At 44.1% G+C, this 15,536-nt stretch carries 12 protein-coding genes; 5 read left to right on the top strand and 7 right to left on the bottom strand.

All coding sequences use genetic code 11. The annotated features are described in order from the left end of the window. Positions 1-22 precede the first annotated feature (22 nt). On the bottom strand, positions 23-235 hold the full coding sequence (locus J7384_RS13425) for a hypothetical protein (protein ID WP_209114882.1): 213 nt from the start codon (positions 233-235) through the stop codon (positions 23-25). 191 nt (positions 236-426) lie between these two features. Here J7384_RS13425 and J7384_RS13420 point away from each other — a divergent pair, with 191 nt between their 5' ends. Together J7384_RS13420 and J7384_RS13415 are read left to right on the top strand one after the other, a co-directional pair. Further along, complete coding sequence (locus J7384_RS13420; RefSeq protein WP_209114880.1) at positions 427-1,644, top strand: CaiB/BaiF CoA-transferase family protein; 1,218 nt, start codon at positions 427-429, stop codon at positions 1,642-1,644. Positions 1,645-1,695: 51 nt separating this feature from the next. Then, positions 1,696-3,099, top strand: coding sequence for a sodium/proline symporter (locus J7384_RS13415; protein ID WP_209114878.1), 1,404 nt, complete (start codon positions 1,696-1,698; stop codon positions 3,097-3,099). 81 nt (positions 3,100-3,180) lie between these two features. On the opposite strand, the gene queC is transcribed toward J7384_RS13415, so the two are convergent. Next, positions 3,181-3,837 carry a 7-cyano-7-deazaguanine synthase QueC gene (gene queC, locus J7384_RS13410; RefSeq protein ID WP_209114876.1) on the bottom strand — a complete coding sequence of 219 codons (657 nt, stop codon included), beginning with the start codon at positions 3,835-3,837 and terminating at the stop codon, positions 3,181-3,183. A 91-nt stretch (positions 3,838-3,928) separates the two neighbouring features. Between queC and queE the strand changes: the two genes are divergently transcribed. Further along, the gene (queE, locus tag J7384_RS13405) at positions 3,929-4,594 is read left to right on the top strand and encodes a 7-carboxy-7-deazaguanine synthase QueE (RefSeq protein WP_209114874.1); all 666 of its coding nucleotides are present in this window, start codon (positions 3,929-3,931) and stop codon (positions 4,592-4,594) included. A gap of 64 nt (positions 4,595-4,658) precedes the next feature. Here queE and J7384_RS13400 read toward each other — a convergent pair whose 3' ends face one another. The 3 genes from J7384_RS13400 to pdsR form a co-directional block, all read right to left on the bottom strand. Beyond that, positions 4,659-6,002, bottom strand: coding sequence for an amino acid permease (locus J7384_RS13400; RefSeq protein ID WP_209114872.1), 1,344 nt, complete (start codon positions 6,000-6,002; stop codon positions 4,659-4,661). Between the two features lie 110 nt (positions 6,003-6,112). Then, positions 6,113-8,326, bottom strand: a complete 2,214-nt coding sequence (gene pdsS / locus J7384_RS13395; RefSeq protein WP_209114870.1) for a proteobacterial dedicated sortase system histidine kinase — start codon at positions 8,324-8,326, stop codon at positions 6,113-6,115. A gap of 10 nt (positions 8,327-8,336) precedes the next feature. Next, positions 8,337-9,056, bottom strand: coding sequence for a proteobacterial dedicated sortase system response regulator (gene pdsR, locus J7384_RS13390; protein ID WP_209114868.1), 720 nt, complete (start codon positions 9,054-9,056; stop codon positions 8,337-8,339). Positions 9,057-9,330: 274 nt separating this feature from the next. On the opposite strand from pdsR, the gene pdsO reads away from it, so the two are divergent. After that, positions 9,331-10,104, top strand: coding sequence for a sortase-associated OmpA-like protein PdsO (pdsO, locus tag J7384_RS13385; RefSeq protein ID WP_209114866.1), 774 nt, complete (start codon positions 9,331-9,333; stop codon positions 10,102-10,104). A gap of 339 nt (positions 10,105-10,443) precedes the next feature. Here the strand turns inward: pdsO and J7384_RS13380 are convergent, their stop codons facing one another. Together J7384_RS13380 and dinG are read right to left on the bottom strand one after the other, a co-directional pair. After that, positions 10,444-10,623 (bottom strand): hypothetical protein, encoded by a 180-nt coding sequence (locus J7384_RS13380; RefSeq protein ID WP_209114864.1) that lies wholly within the window; start codon positions 10,621-10,623, stop codon positions 10,444-10,446. Between the two features lie 133 nt (positions 10,624-10,756). After that, positions 10,757-12,865: an ATP-dependent DNA helicase DinG gene (gene dinG, locus J7384_RS13375; RefSeq protein WP_209114862.1), complete on the bottom strand. Its 2,109-nt coding sequence runs from the start codon at positions 12,863-12,865 to the stop codon at positions 10,757-10,759. Between the two features lie 104 nt (positions 12,866-12,969). On the opposite strand from dinG, the gene J7384_RS13370 reads away from it, so the two are divergent. Continuing rightward, a complete protein-coding gene (locus J7384_RS13370) occupies positions 12,970-15,438 on the top strand; it encodes a DNA polymerase II (protein ID WP_209114860.1) in 2,469 nt (822 codons plus the stop codon). Positions 15,439-15,536 lie beyond the last annotated feature (98 nt).

Genomic DNA, 15,536 nt, shown 5'->3' with positions numbered 1-15,536 from the left:
CGAATTCGCGCAGTTTTCGTCGTTATTGTATTTCCATCATAGAATAATGAGTGATGATTCGGGCAATATCTTCGCCACTACACTGAACCAAGTGACTGATTTCTTCGATAATTTTGTCCTGAATATCAACAGGGAACAGCATCAATTGTTCAAGGTACATGTGTGCTTGAGTTTCGTTGTTATTATCGAGAAATTGCGCTAAGTCGTTGGCGTGATTTGTCCAAACTGAGCTCATAGTAAACCCCCTTTATGTCAGTAGACACGTTTTCAGTGTAGTTCAACAAGCTTGATTGCTTAGATAAAATTGCACTATAAATGTGCATTTTTAGTTGCCTTTTCCCAATAAACCAAGTATCTAATTGATCTTTAGTACAAAGTTCATTTTGTTATCTTTCTATATGTCATCGTTAAAACGGGAGTTTTTTCATGTCTGGAGCATTGTCGGATGTCGTTGTCGTCGATTTAACCCGAATTCTTGCCGGCCCTTGGGCAACCCAAGTGTTGGCGGATTACGGTGCGACTGTCTGGAAAATCGAGCGACCCGAACTTGGCGATGATACTCGTCGCTGGGGGCCACCTTTTGTGACCACTAAGGCAAAGCAGGGCGGTTTACGTGATGATACAGTCCAGCAACAATCGGCATATTTTTTAGCGGCAAATCGCGGTAAACGTTCAGTGACACTTGATATTCAAGACCATGAGCAGCGCGCACGATTGATTGAGTTAATCGCGCAGGCCGATATCTTGGTTGAAAATTACAAAGTAGGTAATTTAGCCAAATATGGACTTGATTATCAAAGTTTGGTTAAGGTCAATCCAAGACTTATTTACTGCTCAATTACTGGCTTTGGTCAAACCGGGCCAAATGCTGAAAAGCCGGGTTACGATGCTATGATTCAGGCCATGGGTGGTTTAATGAGTATTACTGGTGAAGCTGAACAAAGCGGCGGCCAGCCGCAAAAAGTCGGTATTGCTGTCACAGATATTATGACAGGCATGTATGCGGTAAGTGCAATATTGGCGGCATTGCATTATCGCCACCAGTCGGGCGTTGGCCAGCATATCGATTTGTCACTGTTTGATACTCAAGTTGCCATGTTGGCCAATCAAGCGAGCAGTTACTTAGTGTCAAAACAGGTGCCCGAGCGCTTGGGAACCGCGCACCCGAGTATTGTTCCTTATCAAGCATTTGCTACCGCTGATGATTATTTGTACCTTGCGGTGGGTAACGATCAACAGTTCGCCCGTTGTTGTCAGGTGCTGGAACTAAGTGAACTAACAGCTGATTCGCGCTATGCAACTAACGCCATGCGGGTTAAATTTCGAAACCAGTTAGTTGAACAGTTAGCCAAGCGCTTTATCCAGCAACCTCGTGATTATTGGCTTGCTCGTTTGGAAGAGGTCGGTGTACCAGTCGCGCCAATTAACAATCTTGAACATGTTTTTGAACTTGAGCAAGTGGCCGCGCGCGAGTTGCGACTGACCATGGCAGATCGAGATTTTGGCACCCTTGACTTAGTGGCAAACCCGGTCAAATTCTCATTAACACCGAATCAATATCAGCAAACGCCACCTAAATTAGGTGAACATAATCACCAGTTTGCACAGTGGTTGGAAATACGCGATGATAAATTGTCTACCTAAACACTAGGTGACTCAATGACCTTCAAATAATAACAATAACAGAAGTGCCTTATGTCTAGAGAATCCGTTGTCCTCATTACCTTAGTTAGCTACAAATTACTGTTGATACTCGTTGGTTTTTGGGCGAGTAGAAGAACCCATAGTAGCGAAGATTTTTTTATTGGCGGTAAAAAACTCGGCCCTTGGGTCGCGGCCATTAGCTCGTCGGCAAGTGCATCTTCTGCGTGGAGCTTGCTCGGCGTCAGTGGTGCCGCATATACCCTAGGTTACTCGGCGCTTTGGCTATTTCCTTCGGTAATCTCAGGTTATTTGTTTAACTGGTTGTGGTTAGCACCAAGAATTAGAACCTTAGCTAACAAAACAAACGCGATTACCGTCCCTGAACTCGTTGCAGGCAAAGACTCGTTTAGTAGGTACATTAGTTATCTCACTAGCTTTATTATTGTTTTTTCTTTTGCATTTTATATCGCGGCACAGTTTCAAGCCGCGAGTAGCACTTTTTCAGCAACATTTGATATTTCAAGCACCAAAGCAATCGTGCTAGGAACGGCGATTATTTTACTCTATACCCTAATGGGCGGTTTTTGGGCAGTTAGCGTTACCGACACTATTCAAGGACTATTGATGGCGCTTGCTGCGATTATCTTGCCTGTATTTGCTGTTATCGAACTTGGCGGCATTGGCGCCCTTGTAGAACAATTAGGTAACCATTACACGGGGCACCAGTTGAGTTTTACCGGCGAGTTTGGTGGTTGGTCAGCGATTGCCTTTATTTTGGGGATGATGGGCGTCGGCTTCGGTTATCCGGGACAACCTCATGTGGTCAACCGGTTTATGGCGATAAAAGATGAGAAATCACTAAATCAAGGTAAATATATTGGTATCGGCTGGCCGATTATCGTATTCGCCGGCATGCTAATTCTCGGTATGTCGGCACGCATTTTATTGCCGGTTGCAAATGACAATGAACAAGTGCTATTTGGTGTGACAGAATTACTGTTTCATCCAGTTGTTGCCGGTATTATTATTGCTGCGGTGCTATCGGCAATTATGTCAACGGCAGACAGCCAGCTGTTAGTGGCGGCGTCTTCAGTATCATACGATTTAAAATGGGGCGCATCTAACAAAGCACAGTTGCTTATTTCACGCTTGAGCGTTGCTGCTTTATCTATACTTGCGTTGCTACTTGCGCTCTATGCGCCCGAGGCAATATTCTCTCGCGTATTATTTGCTTGGGCAGCCCTTGGTGCTGCTTTTGGCCCCTTGTTAATCATACTGGTGATGGGCTTTCAAGTGGCGGGTAAATATCGTCTGCTAGCCATTTTATCGGGTTTTGTCTTAACGGTTTATTTTAACAGTTTAGCCAACAGCCCAGGTGATGTTTTGGAAAGGGTTGTACCGTTTGTTGTCGCATTTTTATTTGCTTGGTTCGGTCGCGAGCAACGCACCAGTTAGCTAGTAACTGCGCGGAGGACACAAAAAAGCTGTTGCCGCTTTGAAATAACGGCAACAGCTTATTTTTTCTAGAAAGAGGGGTTATTCGTAGGTCAATGGGTCGGTGGTATTATTGTCGCGAAATGCTTCTAAACGCTCAACGCAGGCACCGCATTTACCACAGGCGTGTTCTCGGCCGTTGTAACAAGTCCAAGTGTTACTGTAGTCCAAGCCCATTGCTAAACCGTCGGTTAAAATCGCTGTTTTGCTAACTTCTAAGTAAGGGCTAAAAATTTCAACGGCGTCGTAGTTAGCAATTTTACAAACATCATTCATTTTCAAGACAAATTCAGGACGGCAATCAGGGTAAATAGCGTGATCACCTGAGTGTGCACCGTAATAAACTTGGCTTGCTTCAACAGATACCGCGTAGCCAACCGCCAGTGACAATAAGATCATGTTGCGGTTAGGGACTACGGTAGATTTCATACTTTCTTCTTCGTAGTGACCTTCTGGTATCTCGATATCGTCAGTTAGCGAAGAACCAGCAAGTAATTGATTAATAGCAGAAATATCAACAACTTTGTGTGGTACATTTAATTCTTCACAAACCTTAGCGGCGCACGCTAATTCTTTTACGTGGCGCTGACCATAGTCGAAAGATAGCGCATAAACTTGTTTACCGTCTTTTAGTGCGCGATTAAGTACAGTAAAAGAGTCCATGCCGCCAGAATAAATGACGACAACTTTTTCATTCATATTTTTGCTTGCTCAAGGATTAGTTAGGGTATAATGGCGCGCATTTTACTTTATTAACGCCGTGGGCTAAAGCAGAAAAGTGACGATAAGCTTGTATAAAATTAACGAATTGTTTGAGACCATTCAGGGTGAAGGCTCATTTACTGGTCAACCTTCTATTTTTATTCGCCTTCAGGGCTGTCCTGTTGGCTGCTCTTGGTGTGACACTAAGCACACTTGGGAAGTGAAGCCCGAATTGTCGATTAGTGTTCAACAAGTACAAGCTAAAACTGAAGAGACCGAACATTGGGCCGGTCAAACCGCCGAGCAATTGTTAGATGTGGTAAATACCAACCAATGGCGCGCTAAACACATTGTTATTACAGGCGGCGAACCGTGTATGTACGATTTGGTGCCACTTTGTCAGGTTTTCGAACAAGCTGGCTACACCACTCAAGTTGAAACCTCTGGCACTTTTGAGGTGATTGTTAGCGATCAGTGTTGGGTAACCGTATCGCCGAAAGTGAATATGCGCGGTGGTTATAAAATTTTAACGTCTGCACTTGCGCGAGCTAATGAAATCAAACACCCCGTAGCTACCGAGCAACACGTTGATGATTTAAAATCATTGCTTAACGAACATCAGGTTGCTGACAAACCGGTTTATTTACAACCGATTAGTCAAAAGAAGCGAGCCACCGAGCTGGCGATAAAAGCCTGTATTGAAAACAACTGGCGATTATCGATTCAAGTACACAAATATATTGGGATTGAATAGCGTTTATTGTGTTCTGAATGATTTATGCACACTAAAGCTCGTTTCTTACTAAATAGTTAACGTGTTACTTTTTCGTCGATGCGTAAAGTGCTAATCCGAGTAATCCCCAGCCTAGAAAAATAAGCCATTCCCAAGGCCATATTAAAGCTGATGGGCTGCCAGGCAGATACAGGGCAATTAATGCCACTGCGGCAAGTAATGCCAAATAGCCTATAAGTTTACCTTGTTTTAAGCGATAAGGGCGTTCTAATGTCGGTTCTCGATACCTTAATACTAAAAATGACAGGGTAACAAAGGCATAGGCGATAACAATGCCTAAGCCGCCAGCATTAACAAACCACACTAATGCTTTACGACCTAACAGTGGCGCTAATGCCGATAACACGCCAATTAAGATAATCGCATTAACTGGCGTGTTGTATTTGGGGTGTAAATAGGCGAGAAAGCTTGGTAGCTGCTTTGCTCGCGCCATTGCGAAGATTGCTCTACTGCCACCAACCATAAAGGCGTTCCAACTGGTTAAGATGCCGCCAATACCAGCAATGATTAAAAAAGTACCAGCGAACTCTGATTGCCAACCGGCTTGGCTAGCAGCTGCGGTTACAAGCTCAGCGCTTGCTCGCTGCTCGGCGGGTAGCGCTAAACTAACGCTTAAGATAATTAAAATGTACCAAAGCACAGCCAGTAATAGCGATGCCATGAGTACTTTACCGATTTTGTTAAATGGTAAGTTAATTTCCTCGGCTGCCTGTGGGATAACATCAAAACCCACCAACATAAACGGCACCATAATGATAACCGCGCTGATGCCTGCAAAGCCGTTGACGAATAGTGGTTCGATATGCGAGATATTACCACCAATGCCAGCGCCGCTGATCAACAGCAAACCACCAATGATCAACAAACCTACTAGCACAGTTTGTAAAAACGCGGCTGGCTTAACGCCAAAAATGTTGACTAAAGTAACTAATATTGCGCCAACACTGCCGATTAATGCCCATGTTGCATAGACATCCCAGCCAGCTATTTGCCACAGCAAACCTTGATGTTCAATGGTAAATAATTGATCTAACACGGTCGGCAAAGCGACTGCTTCAAACGCCGATACTGAGACATAACCAAGAATAATCGTCCATGTGCAAATAAAAGAGCCAAAATTGCCAAGTGCGCGATGACTATAAACATGCTCACCACCAGCTTGCGGCATTGCCGTTGCAAGCTCAGCATAGGTACAGGCAATTAAGCTGACCAATGCGCCGCCAATGATAAACGCGACAATAGCACCTAACGAACCGGCAGTCGTCACCCAATCGCCGGCTAACACTACCCAGCCCCAGCCAATCATGGCGCCAAATGCTAAGGTAAGAGTATCTCGGCCGTTGAGAACGCGGGAAAATTTATCAGCCATAGTAAGCTCGTTAAAAATCAAAGTTGATTTATTTATAAGCGATTACTGTGACGATTTGAAGAATAATTGCCCAGTCTGCTGTTTTCGAAATAAACAAGCCAGCTAAATCGCTAGCTGGCCAGTGGGATTTTTACCGATATGCTAACACCATTAGGGTTTTGGTGGTTACTCGCCGTTATTTTGCCCAAATGGAATTGGCAAATGAGTTTGGCAATATAGAGTCCTAAGCCAAGGTGCGGTGCCTGTTCAATATTGGCGGTAATATCTGTATCGTGTTTTGGTCTTAGTGAAATCATTGAATCAAACACTTGGCCTTGCATATCTTGTGGCAACAGCTGTCCGTTATTGCTAATGGTTAAGCAAACTGAATCTTTTTGCTGCTTTAGTTCGATATTAATTTTTTTGTCAACGCTGAAATCAACTGCATTATTAATAATTTTATCAAACAGTTGTGCGATATGCTCTGGTGAGCCATTGATGTCAAAATCGTCATCAGGGCGGTTAAAACTAAAGCTGAACTCAGGGTAAATCTGCTGATACCCTTGGCTACATGAGCTAACAACCTTGGTCAGTGAAAAACGTTGTTTTTCGGTGTTTTGTAGCATCTGTTCAACTCGCGTTGCCTCACTCATTTGACTGATCATATGGCTCAAACGGGTAATGCCAGCCTGCGCTCGCTCGATGTAAGGCGACGCGTTATCTGGCATGGTCAAAAACTGTAAGTTTTCCAGCGACGTTTTTACCACTGCGATTGGCGTTCTAAGCTCATGTGACAATCGCGATGACATGTTTTCCAAATAATGGTTGTACTGACTCAACTTGTTAATAGCGCTCTCGAAGCTGCGGGACAAATCGCCAATTTCATCGTTGACGCGTGATGCCTTGATACTGCCGGTAATTCGGCCTTGTTCGTCTATGGCGCTGTCGGCTTGGTTGCGCAGGTGAACAATGCGACCTGAGATTCGAGAGGCAAACAAGACAAACGCACTGCTGCCAATCAATAAAATTGCCAACAGGGCGGTAAACAGCTTTTCTAGAGCTAAGTTACGCAGTGTTCGGATGCCATTGGTGGTTTCCTCAACGACAACAGCGCCATACACTTGTTTATCGATATAAATCGGGTACGCCGCTGACAGTATTACAGCCTGTTGATCTTGTGTTAGCCGCCATTGAGATTGGGCGTTGCCCAAGAGTGCGCTGGTAATGTGCTCACCGGTGAGGTTGCTGTTGTCGTATAAGGTATCAATAAAGTCGCTAGGGGGCTTAGTCAGTACTTTGTAGTAAAGTGGTTGCAAGTAGTCTTGGTAAAAACTCAGCCAAATACCGCCAATATTTTCACCAAAAACGTCACTTAACCAGCTTGAACCCACCCGCCTTTGACCGTTGCGCCAAACACCCGAGGCTGATTTGATGTCACCCGCTTTGGCCAATACCCTATGGTGTTGATCAACCACCCAGATCGCTGAGTTGGTGTAACTCATACCCAAAACTATGCGTTCAATCTCAGGTGAGGGCACCAAAATAGTACCAAGTGTTTCAGCGCTACTTGGGTCGGCAGAACCTAAACTAGTGACAACATCACCGAGCTCTTGATCAACGTCGTGAAGGGCAAAGGCTATCTTGTCGCCAACTAGGCTTAGCGGCAGCCTTAGCTCAATATTGTAACCTTGCTCAGTTTCCAACCATTGGCCTTGAATCAGTGGCGCTGGGCTTGGCTTGTTATCAGGCGTGTTGGTAATTTGGTAAGCGTCGAGCCAGCCATCAGCCTTGTTGCTAATAATATAGCGATTGAAATTACCGTCATTGTCGACCAGTGCAAGTTCAAGATGATCATTGCGATAGATACTCAGAGTATTAGCACCGCGGTAAATAAGGTGGTCGTCGACGGTGTTTATCTGTAGATAAAGATATTTGTCGTACTTGGCAACACCGGCGGTAAAGTGCAGGCTAAGGCTATCTAAACTCAGCGGCTGGGCAATAAGTTGGTGTTCAACACCGTAAAAGTGCGCTTTGTTTTTGAAATCTGGCCAATCTTGATGCAAACCATCCAGCTGAATCGCGTTGTTGATTTGAAAGCCGTATAAGTCTCGACCTTTTTTGACGCTGGGCAAGAAACTCGCTTGGTTATTGAATAGATTATCGCGCTCGTGCAGGGCCGTTGCCAAGGCGCGGGCGGTACCAACTAGCGTTTGCTCTTGACCAAAGCGCAAATACTTTTCCATTTCCCAGACGTACTGATAACCCAGCCACGGAATAGTCAGCAAAATACTGGCAAGTAGCAGTAGTTTTGATCTAAGACCGAGGCGAAGTGATAAACCAAACATTGGGTTTACCTTAATCTAGCGCACTTGATTGGGTAAGCTCTGGCTGATTCCAGCGATAGCCCATGCCGTAAACCGTTTCAATACAGTCGAATTCGTTATCAAATTTGGCGAATTTTTTTCTAATTCGTTTGATGTGTGAGGTAATGGTTGAATCATCAACGTAGATATTTGAGTCTTGCATCAACTGCTGGCGATTTTTAACGTGTCCAGGATGTTTGGCAAGGGCATAAACCATCCAAAACTCGGTAACAGTTAAATCAATGGCTTGTTGTTGCCAGCTAATGGTCATGCGCTGGCTGTCGATGATTAAGTCGCCTAGAGTCAGTAAATGCTGCTCTTGCTGCGGTTGATCAAGCGCTTCTTGGCGACGAAATAGCGCTGCAATACGGGCACTCAAGTGAGGCAAGCTAATATCTTTTGTTAGGTAATCATCGGCACCAATTCGCAAACCCGAAATTGTGTCAACATCGTTATCGCGTGCAGTTAGAAAAATAATTGGCAAGGTTTTGGATTGTGAACGAAGCCATTGACACAAGGTAAAGCCGGCGTCGTATTCCTGTTCTAAGCCAATGTCTAAAATCACTAAGTTAGGTAAACGCAGGGCAAATGCTTGGGTTGCCGTTTCCCGGTTGGCATAAGTTTGTACTTGGTAGCCCTGTTGACGCAAAACATCGGCATAGTTTTCTCTAATTGCCGCTTCATCTTCTACTATTGCAATACGCTTACTCATTTATCGATATTCTCGGGTATTTGAAATATGGGCTTAGGTTATCTGCGAGCTGGCAGTTTATGGCTTGACTATATCCGATAATTTGCGTTTGTGAAGTAAAAAACAGCAAATCGGCACAATTGCCATATTGTTGCCATATTTGCTCAGTAGCTTGCCTTCTTTACGACCATAAGTAACCGATTTTTAAGTGTTTAATATCTTTCGTCAACGACATCAAGGGTAACAAAGACCCGAGTGTAAAGTTATCTAATATACAGAAATGGGAATTAACACTATGAAAAAAAATCTTATTCACTTAATGGTTAGCTCAGCATTAATTTTAGCGCCAGTGACAATTAATATTGCCAAGGCAGAAACTGAGTTTTCCTCCGCGGGCCCCAAATTAACCTCTAAACAGGAAAAAGACCGCCGACAAGAAATTGCCTTTGGTTCAGGAGCGGTTGTTGGCGCGATTGTCGCAGGCCCAATTGGCGCTTTTGTTACTGGTGTCGCCAGTACCTTTTTTGCCAAGCATTACAACGCCAATGAAGATATTGAGATTATGTCAGCCCATATCGAACAGCAGCACCAGCACCAAAATACGATGGCTGCAAACTATCGCCGCCAATTGAAACAAGCAGAGCTCGATTATCAGCAAGAGTTATTAGCACTATCGCAAAAGCAGAAAAACACTAGTCAATTACAAGCGGAAAATTTGTTAATGAGCCTACAGTTTTCAACTGGTTCAAGCGATATCGCACCTCATTATCACGCGCAGGTGGTTGCACTTGCGCGTATTTTACAAGTTAATCCAGAGCTGAGTATTGATCTGTCTGGCTATACCGATTTACAAGGCGATGAAACGCGAAATCACAACCTATCACTGGCACGAGTGAACTCAGTGAAGAACGCTCTAATCAAGCAAGGTGTCGCCGCCGACAAAATCAATATTTTTGCCTTTGGCGAGTCAGCACCAATTGTTGCAAACGCTCAGCAAGAGGCCAGTTTTTACGACCGCCGTGTCGTAGTAAAAATTCATAGTGATTTAAACCAAATGGCTAAAAATTAAGGAGGTGAGTGTTAGTTGAGCTGAGATTATATTCTCAGCTCAAAACCTTTTGTTCAAAAAATGGCTTTTGCTAGGTAGACGATGGTTGATTGGCTGATATAGGCGGACAGTACATAAATCGATACTACAGGGAGCGCTCGATAACAATTGAGCAATTTAATTTTTGCTTTTCTGTTCATGATAATACCATGGCCTTTTGTTTGTTAAGTCATGGCATTATTGATCAGCTATTGGCAAAAAACTGTTGGCGAAATGTTGTTCTAATGTAGTGCTATTATTATTCTTAATAATAGAAGTTAGAACATTCGCCATACATTAGGTTAACAGCAAGACAAGCGCTTAGTATGTTTCTTGCTGTTGGTGAACAATGTCTTCTGGCGTTAAGTCACCTTGCTTTTGGTGTTTTTGATCGATTTCAAGCAAGTGAGTGATGTACTCGTTGTGACAGCTAAAACGACCGCTGGCAACTTGGTCGTCAATCCATTGCTTCATTTCTTCTGAAATGTTTAACATGATCATAATTACGCACCTTTGTTATTAGAATGTTGTCAGTTTGATATTAGCAAACTGACGATAGTATGCAATTTATTTGTTTAATCATTCGTTTTGGTTATGTTGGTACTTGACTGATTCTTATTGCAACGACAAATTATTAGTCTTGACGGCTAATATCACGGCTAAACGGTGGTAGCGAATTGAGTAGTTCACTGCCGTAGCGTTTAGTGACCAAGCGTTTATCGAGCAGTGTAATGGTGCCAACGTCTTTTTCATTCCTGAGTAATCGGCCGCATGACTGTACTAGCTTCTTTGAGGTTTCGGGAATGGTCAGTGACATAAATGGATTACCCCCCTTAGCGGTGACGTACTCAGCTTGCGCTTCCTCAACAGGTGAGGTTGGCACCGCAAAGGGGAGTTTAGTAATAATTAAATTAGTCAACAAATCGCCGGGTAAATCTAACCCTTCAGAAAAACTTTGGGTACCAAATAAAATACTACCTTTGCCCTTGGCAATACGGTTTTTGTGAAGATCAAGAATAAACTGCCTAGAGTGCTCGCCTTGAACGCTAATTGGCCATTTGTGTTTTTCACGTAGTGCCTTGGCAACCCGTTCCATTTGCCAATATGAGGCAAATAGCACCAAGCAGGCATCATCCAGACTCACTAACTTAGGTAAGGTGTCAATAAGCTCTTGGGTAAAGTTGTCATGGCTCGGCTCATAGCGCATTTTGGGAATAACGAGCTTGGCGTTGTTTTGATAATCAAACGGGGAGTCGACCGCTTGGTACTGGCTGCCATCGTTTTTACCTAAACCGGCTTGATGGCAAAAGTGATCAAACGAGTTTAGCGCGCGAATGGTCGCGGAGCACAGTACCACACCTTCAGCTTTCGACCACAACATATCTTCTAAAGTAAAGCCAACTTCAATTGGTGAGGCACTGAGCAGAAAATCTTGCCGTTTGCCGTCGAGCTTTTCGAGCCAGCGGGCGAGTGGCGCACCTTTTTCACTGTCGGTTTTGGCGTACATAAACCAAAGTGCATTGAAGTTTTCTAAACGCTGAATTAAAAATCCTGCCTCAGCCAATAGTGGTTCGGCTAAATATAGCTTTACTTCGCCTTCTTTGACTGCTTCCATCAATAAGTTGTAGAGTTTATTGAGGTGGCTGAGGCATTTTTTACTGGCATCAGTCAGGTCTTCCGCCCAGTTTTTTATGCTTTTTGGCAAAATGCCGTTTTCAAAACGGTACTGTTGGCTGTCGTTATTTGCGTTTTTACTGGCTTGTTCAGCAAAATAGACTGGCGCATTGGCCGTTAAAAATTGCTCGACTTTATTAAGCTCAGTAATAATGTCTTGGCAATCATCGCCAAGTTGCAAGGCAGGATTAATCGCACTGCGGGTTTTGATCTGAGACGAGATTCGATCGCCAATATCTTTCAACTTAGCGAGCCAGTCAGCTGCGCCTTTTACCGTGACACTGGCACTGGAAAAGTCTCTCGTTACTTTAGGTAGGTGGTGAGCTTCGTCGATCACGTAATAGCAATCGGCGGGTTCAGGCAAAATCCTACCACCACCCAGTTCGAGGTCGGCGAGCAATAAACTGTGATTTATCACCAATACATCTGCCGCTTCAATGGTTTCTCGGGCTTTGTGGAAGGGGCATTGAGTGTGCTCGTCAATGTGCTTGAGGCAACTGTGTTTATCTGATTGTATCTGCTGCCATAAATAGTGGGGTACAGGTTGATGCCAAGAATCAAGATCCCCTTGCCAGCTGCCATCGCTAAGTGCTTTGTGCATCTCGGCTAAAGTGCGAATGTCGCTGGCATTGGGCTTTTCAGCGAAAGTAAAACCAATTTGCTCGTCATCGCTGCTGACTGCGAGCGCCAACTTTTGTCGACAAACATAGCGCTGACGACCTTTTACCAAGGTAAAATTAAAATCTAAATCGGCATTTTTGTTCAAAAAGGGCAAATCTTTGCTGACCAATTGCTCTTGCAAGGCAACAGTCGCGGTTGATATGCAGACCTTTTTATTGCGCTTGAGTGCCAGTGGAATTGCGCCTAAGCTGTAGGCCAGTGATTTACCAGTACCTGTGCCAGCTTCAATGGTGATGATTTTGCGCGTTTTGTCGTATTCACCGGCGAGAGTTTTAGCAATTTCAGCGATCAGAAAGGTTTGCTGTTTGCGCGGGCTAAAGTTAGGTAAGTTGGTGCCTATCTTTTTATAAGCCTGTCTAATTTGTTGTTTGATTTTGTCACTGAGCATGCTGATAGAGTGGCAATTGCCATTTGATGAAAGTGGTAAAGGCCGGAAAAAACCTTTAAACTGCTGTATACATAATCAGTATCATACCAGTTATCCTCTGCTTAATGAACCTTATCCGTAACAAAGGCTTTATTTTATCTCGACAAACCATCGACCGAGGCACTGGTATGGTCGTTATTTTGTGGCTCAGAACTGCGCAAGGTCCGGTAAAGCTCGAAATAGAGCAAGAGCAGGCGGTATTTTTTATCAGCCAACACCAACAAGCCCAAGCGCAAGCATTGTTAATTGAGCAGAAGATTAAGCTTGATAAAGTCACGCCATTGACGTTAAAGAATTTTTCGCAGCAGCCAGTGTCTGGCATTTATTTTAATCAACTCAATCAATTTTACGCCGCCAGAGAACTACTAACTGGTGCGGGTATCAAGTGCTTTGAAGATGACTTTCGCCCTGATGAACGCTTTTTAATGGAGCGCTACATTACTGCTGGAATTGAATTTCAAGGGCTTGAAACAAACCCTAAACATCAATCGTCAGTGTCATACCCACCACCGCGCTTTCAGCGCATTACCCAAGCTAAGTGTCGCGCGGCTGACTTTCATCAATTCAACTTTGAATTATCAATGCTGTCCATTGATCTTGAATGTTCAATTAAAGGTCAGCTTTATTCCATCGGTTTATACAGTGATGATATTGAACAGGTGATTATGGTCGGCCATCCAGAGCCAGATAGCCCAGATTACATTTTATGGGTTGAGGATGAAAAGGCTTTGTTAACCGCGTTTATCGAGTCGGTACACCAATGTGATCCCGATATTTTTATCGGTTGGAACGTGGTTAATTTCGATTTCGACTTACTGCAGAAGCGCTGCGACTTGCATCAAATTGTTTTTGCGATTGGCCGAGATCAAAGTGCGCCGTATTGGCGCGGTAATCGCGCCAATTCAAGTGGCACTAATTCAAATGGTCAAAGATATATCAACATCGCTGGTCGAGTGGTACTCGATGGCATTGATATGATGAAAAACGCAACCTACAACTTTCCCAGTTTTGCCCTCGATAGTGTCGCCAACGAAATCTTAGGGATTGGTAAACACATTGACGATGTCGATAACCGCGTTCAAGAAATTACCGAGAAATTTCACCACAACAAGCAAGCCTTAGCGGATTATAACTTACAAGACTGTCGTTTGGTTTGGCAGATTTTCGAGCAAACCGACTTACTCGCCTTTGCTAAATTAAGAGCCCATTTGACTGGTCTCGCCATTGATCGCGCCGGTGGTTCAGTCGCTTCCTTTATCAATTTGTATGTCCCCAAACTCCATCGCGCGGGCTATGTCGCGCCGAACATGGGCGATGGCATTAGTGATTTGGTATCGCCCGGTGGCTATGTCATGGACTCGATTCCCGGCTTGTACAAAAACGTGCTAGTGCTCGATTTTAAAAGCCTGTACCCGAGCATTATTCGCACGTTTAAAATTGACCCTATGGGATTAATCGAAGGTTTAAAAGCGCCAGAACAAGCGATTGAAGGTTTTGACGGTGCTTATTTCTCCCGCGACCAACACTTTCTTCCAGATATTATCACCGAGCTATGGCGCGAGCGCGATAAAGCTAAAGCACAGAATAATGCGGTTTTATCACAAGCGATAAAAATTATTATGAACTCGTTTTACGGTATTTTGGGTTCCACCGGTTGTCGCTTTTTCGACCCACGCTTGTCAGGCTCCATTACCAAACGTAGCCACGCCTTGCTAAAAACTACACAAAGCTGGCTTGAAGCCAAGGGGTATCAGGTTATCTATGGCGATACCGACTCTATTTTTGTCGCCATTGGCGATGACTATGACCAAGGGCAAAGCAGGGCCATTGGTAAAGAGCTAGAAACTTATATCAATGATAAGTGGCGTCGAACCATTGAAGATGAATTCTCGTTAACCAGTTATCTCGAAATAGAGTTTGAGACGCATTTTCAGCGCTTTTTGATGCCAACGGTCAGGGGGTTAGATATTGGCACCAAAAAGCGTTACGCCGGATTAATAGTCGAGCAGCAAGGTGAGAGTGAAGCCACAGAACAACCAGCGACCGCAAAACAACGTATGGTGTTTAAAGGCTTAGAAAGTGTGCGCAGTGATTGGACCGAGCTGGCAAAAGTGTTTCAACATCAGCTTTATCACTTAGTGTTTAACGACAAACCACTCAGTGAGATTAGCGAGTATGTTGAAACTATGGTTAATAAAACCCTAGCGGGTGAGCACGATCACTTGCTCATTTATCGCAAGCGCATTCGGCGCAAACTCGCTGATTATGTTAAAAATGTGCCTCCACACGTTAAAGCAGCGCGCTTAGCCGATGAACTCAACAAAAAACAAGGCAAGCCGCTAAAGTATCAGTACCGCGGCAACATAGCTTATTGTTTAACAACACAAGGTCCGCAAACGGTTGAATACTTGTCGGCGCCACTCGATTATCAGTTGTACATTGAACGTCAGCTTAAAGCGGTAGCAGATGCTATTTTACCCTTTGTCGGTACCAGCTTTGACCAAATCACCGATCAACAATTGGCTTTGTTCTAGTTTGGTGTGTAAGTGCTAGCCTTGTAAGACTTTAAATTGCTTGAGCTTTTTACCCTTGAGCTGCTAACGTTATCTTTCTAATCAATATACAGGGTGAG

The sequence above is a fragment of the Endozoicomonas sp. G2_1 genome, from assembly GCF_017744155.1.
Taxonomy (GTDB): Bacteria; Pseudomonadota; Gammaproteobacteria; order Enterobacterales; family Alteromonadaceae; genus JAGHQT01.
This window is presented reverse-complemented; position numbering and strand designations above follow the sequence as displayed.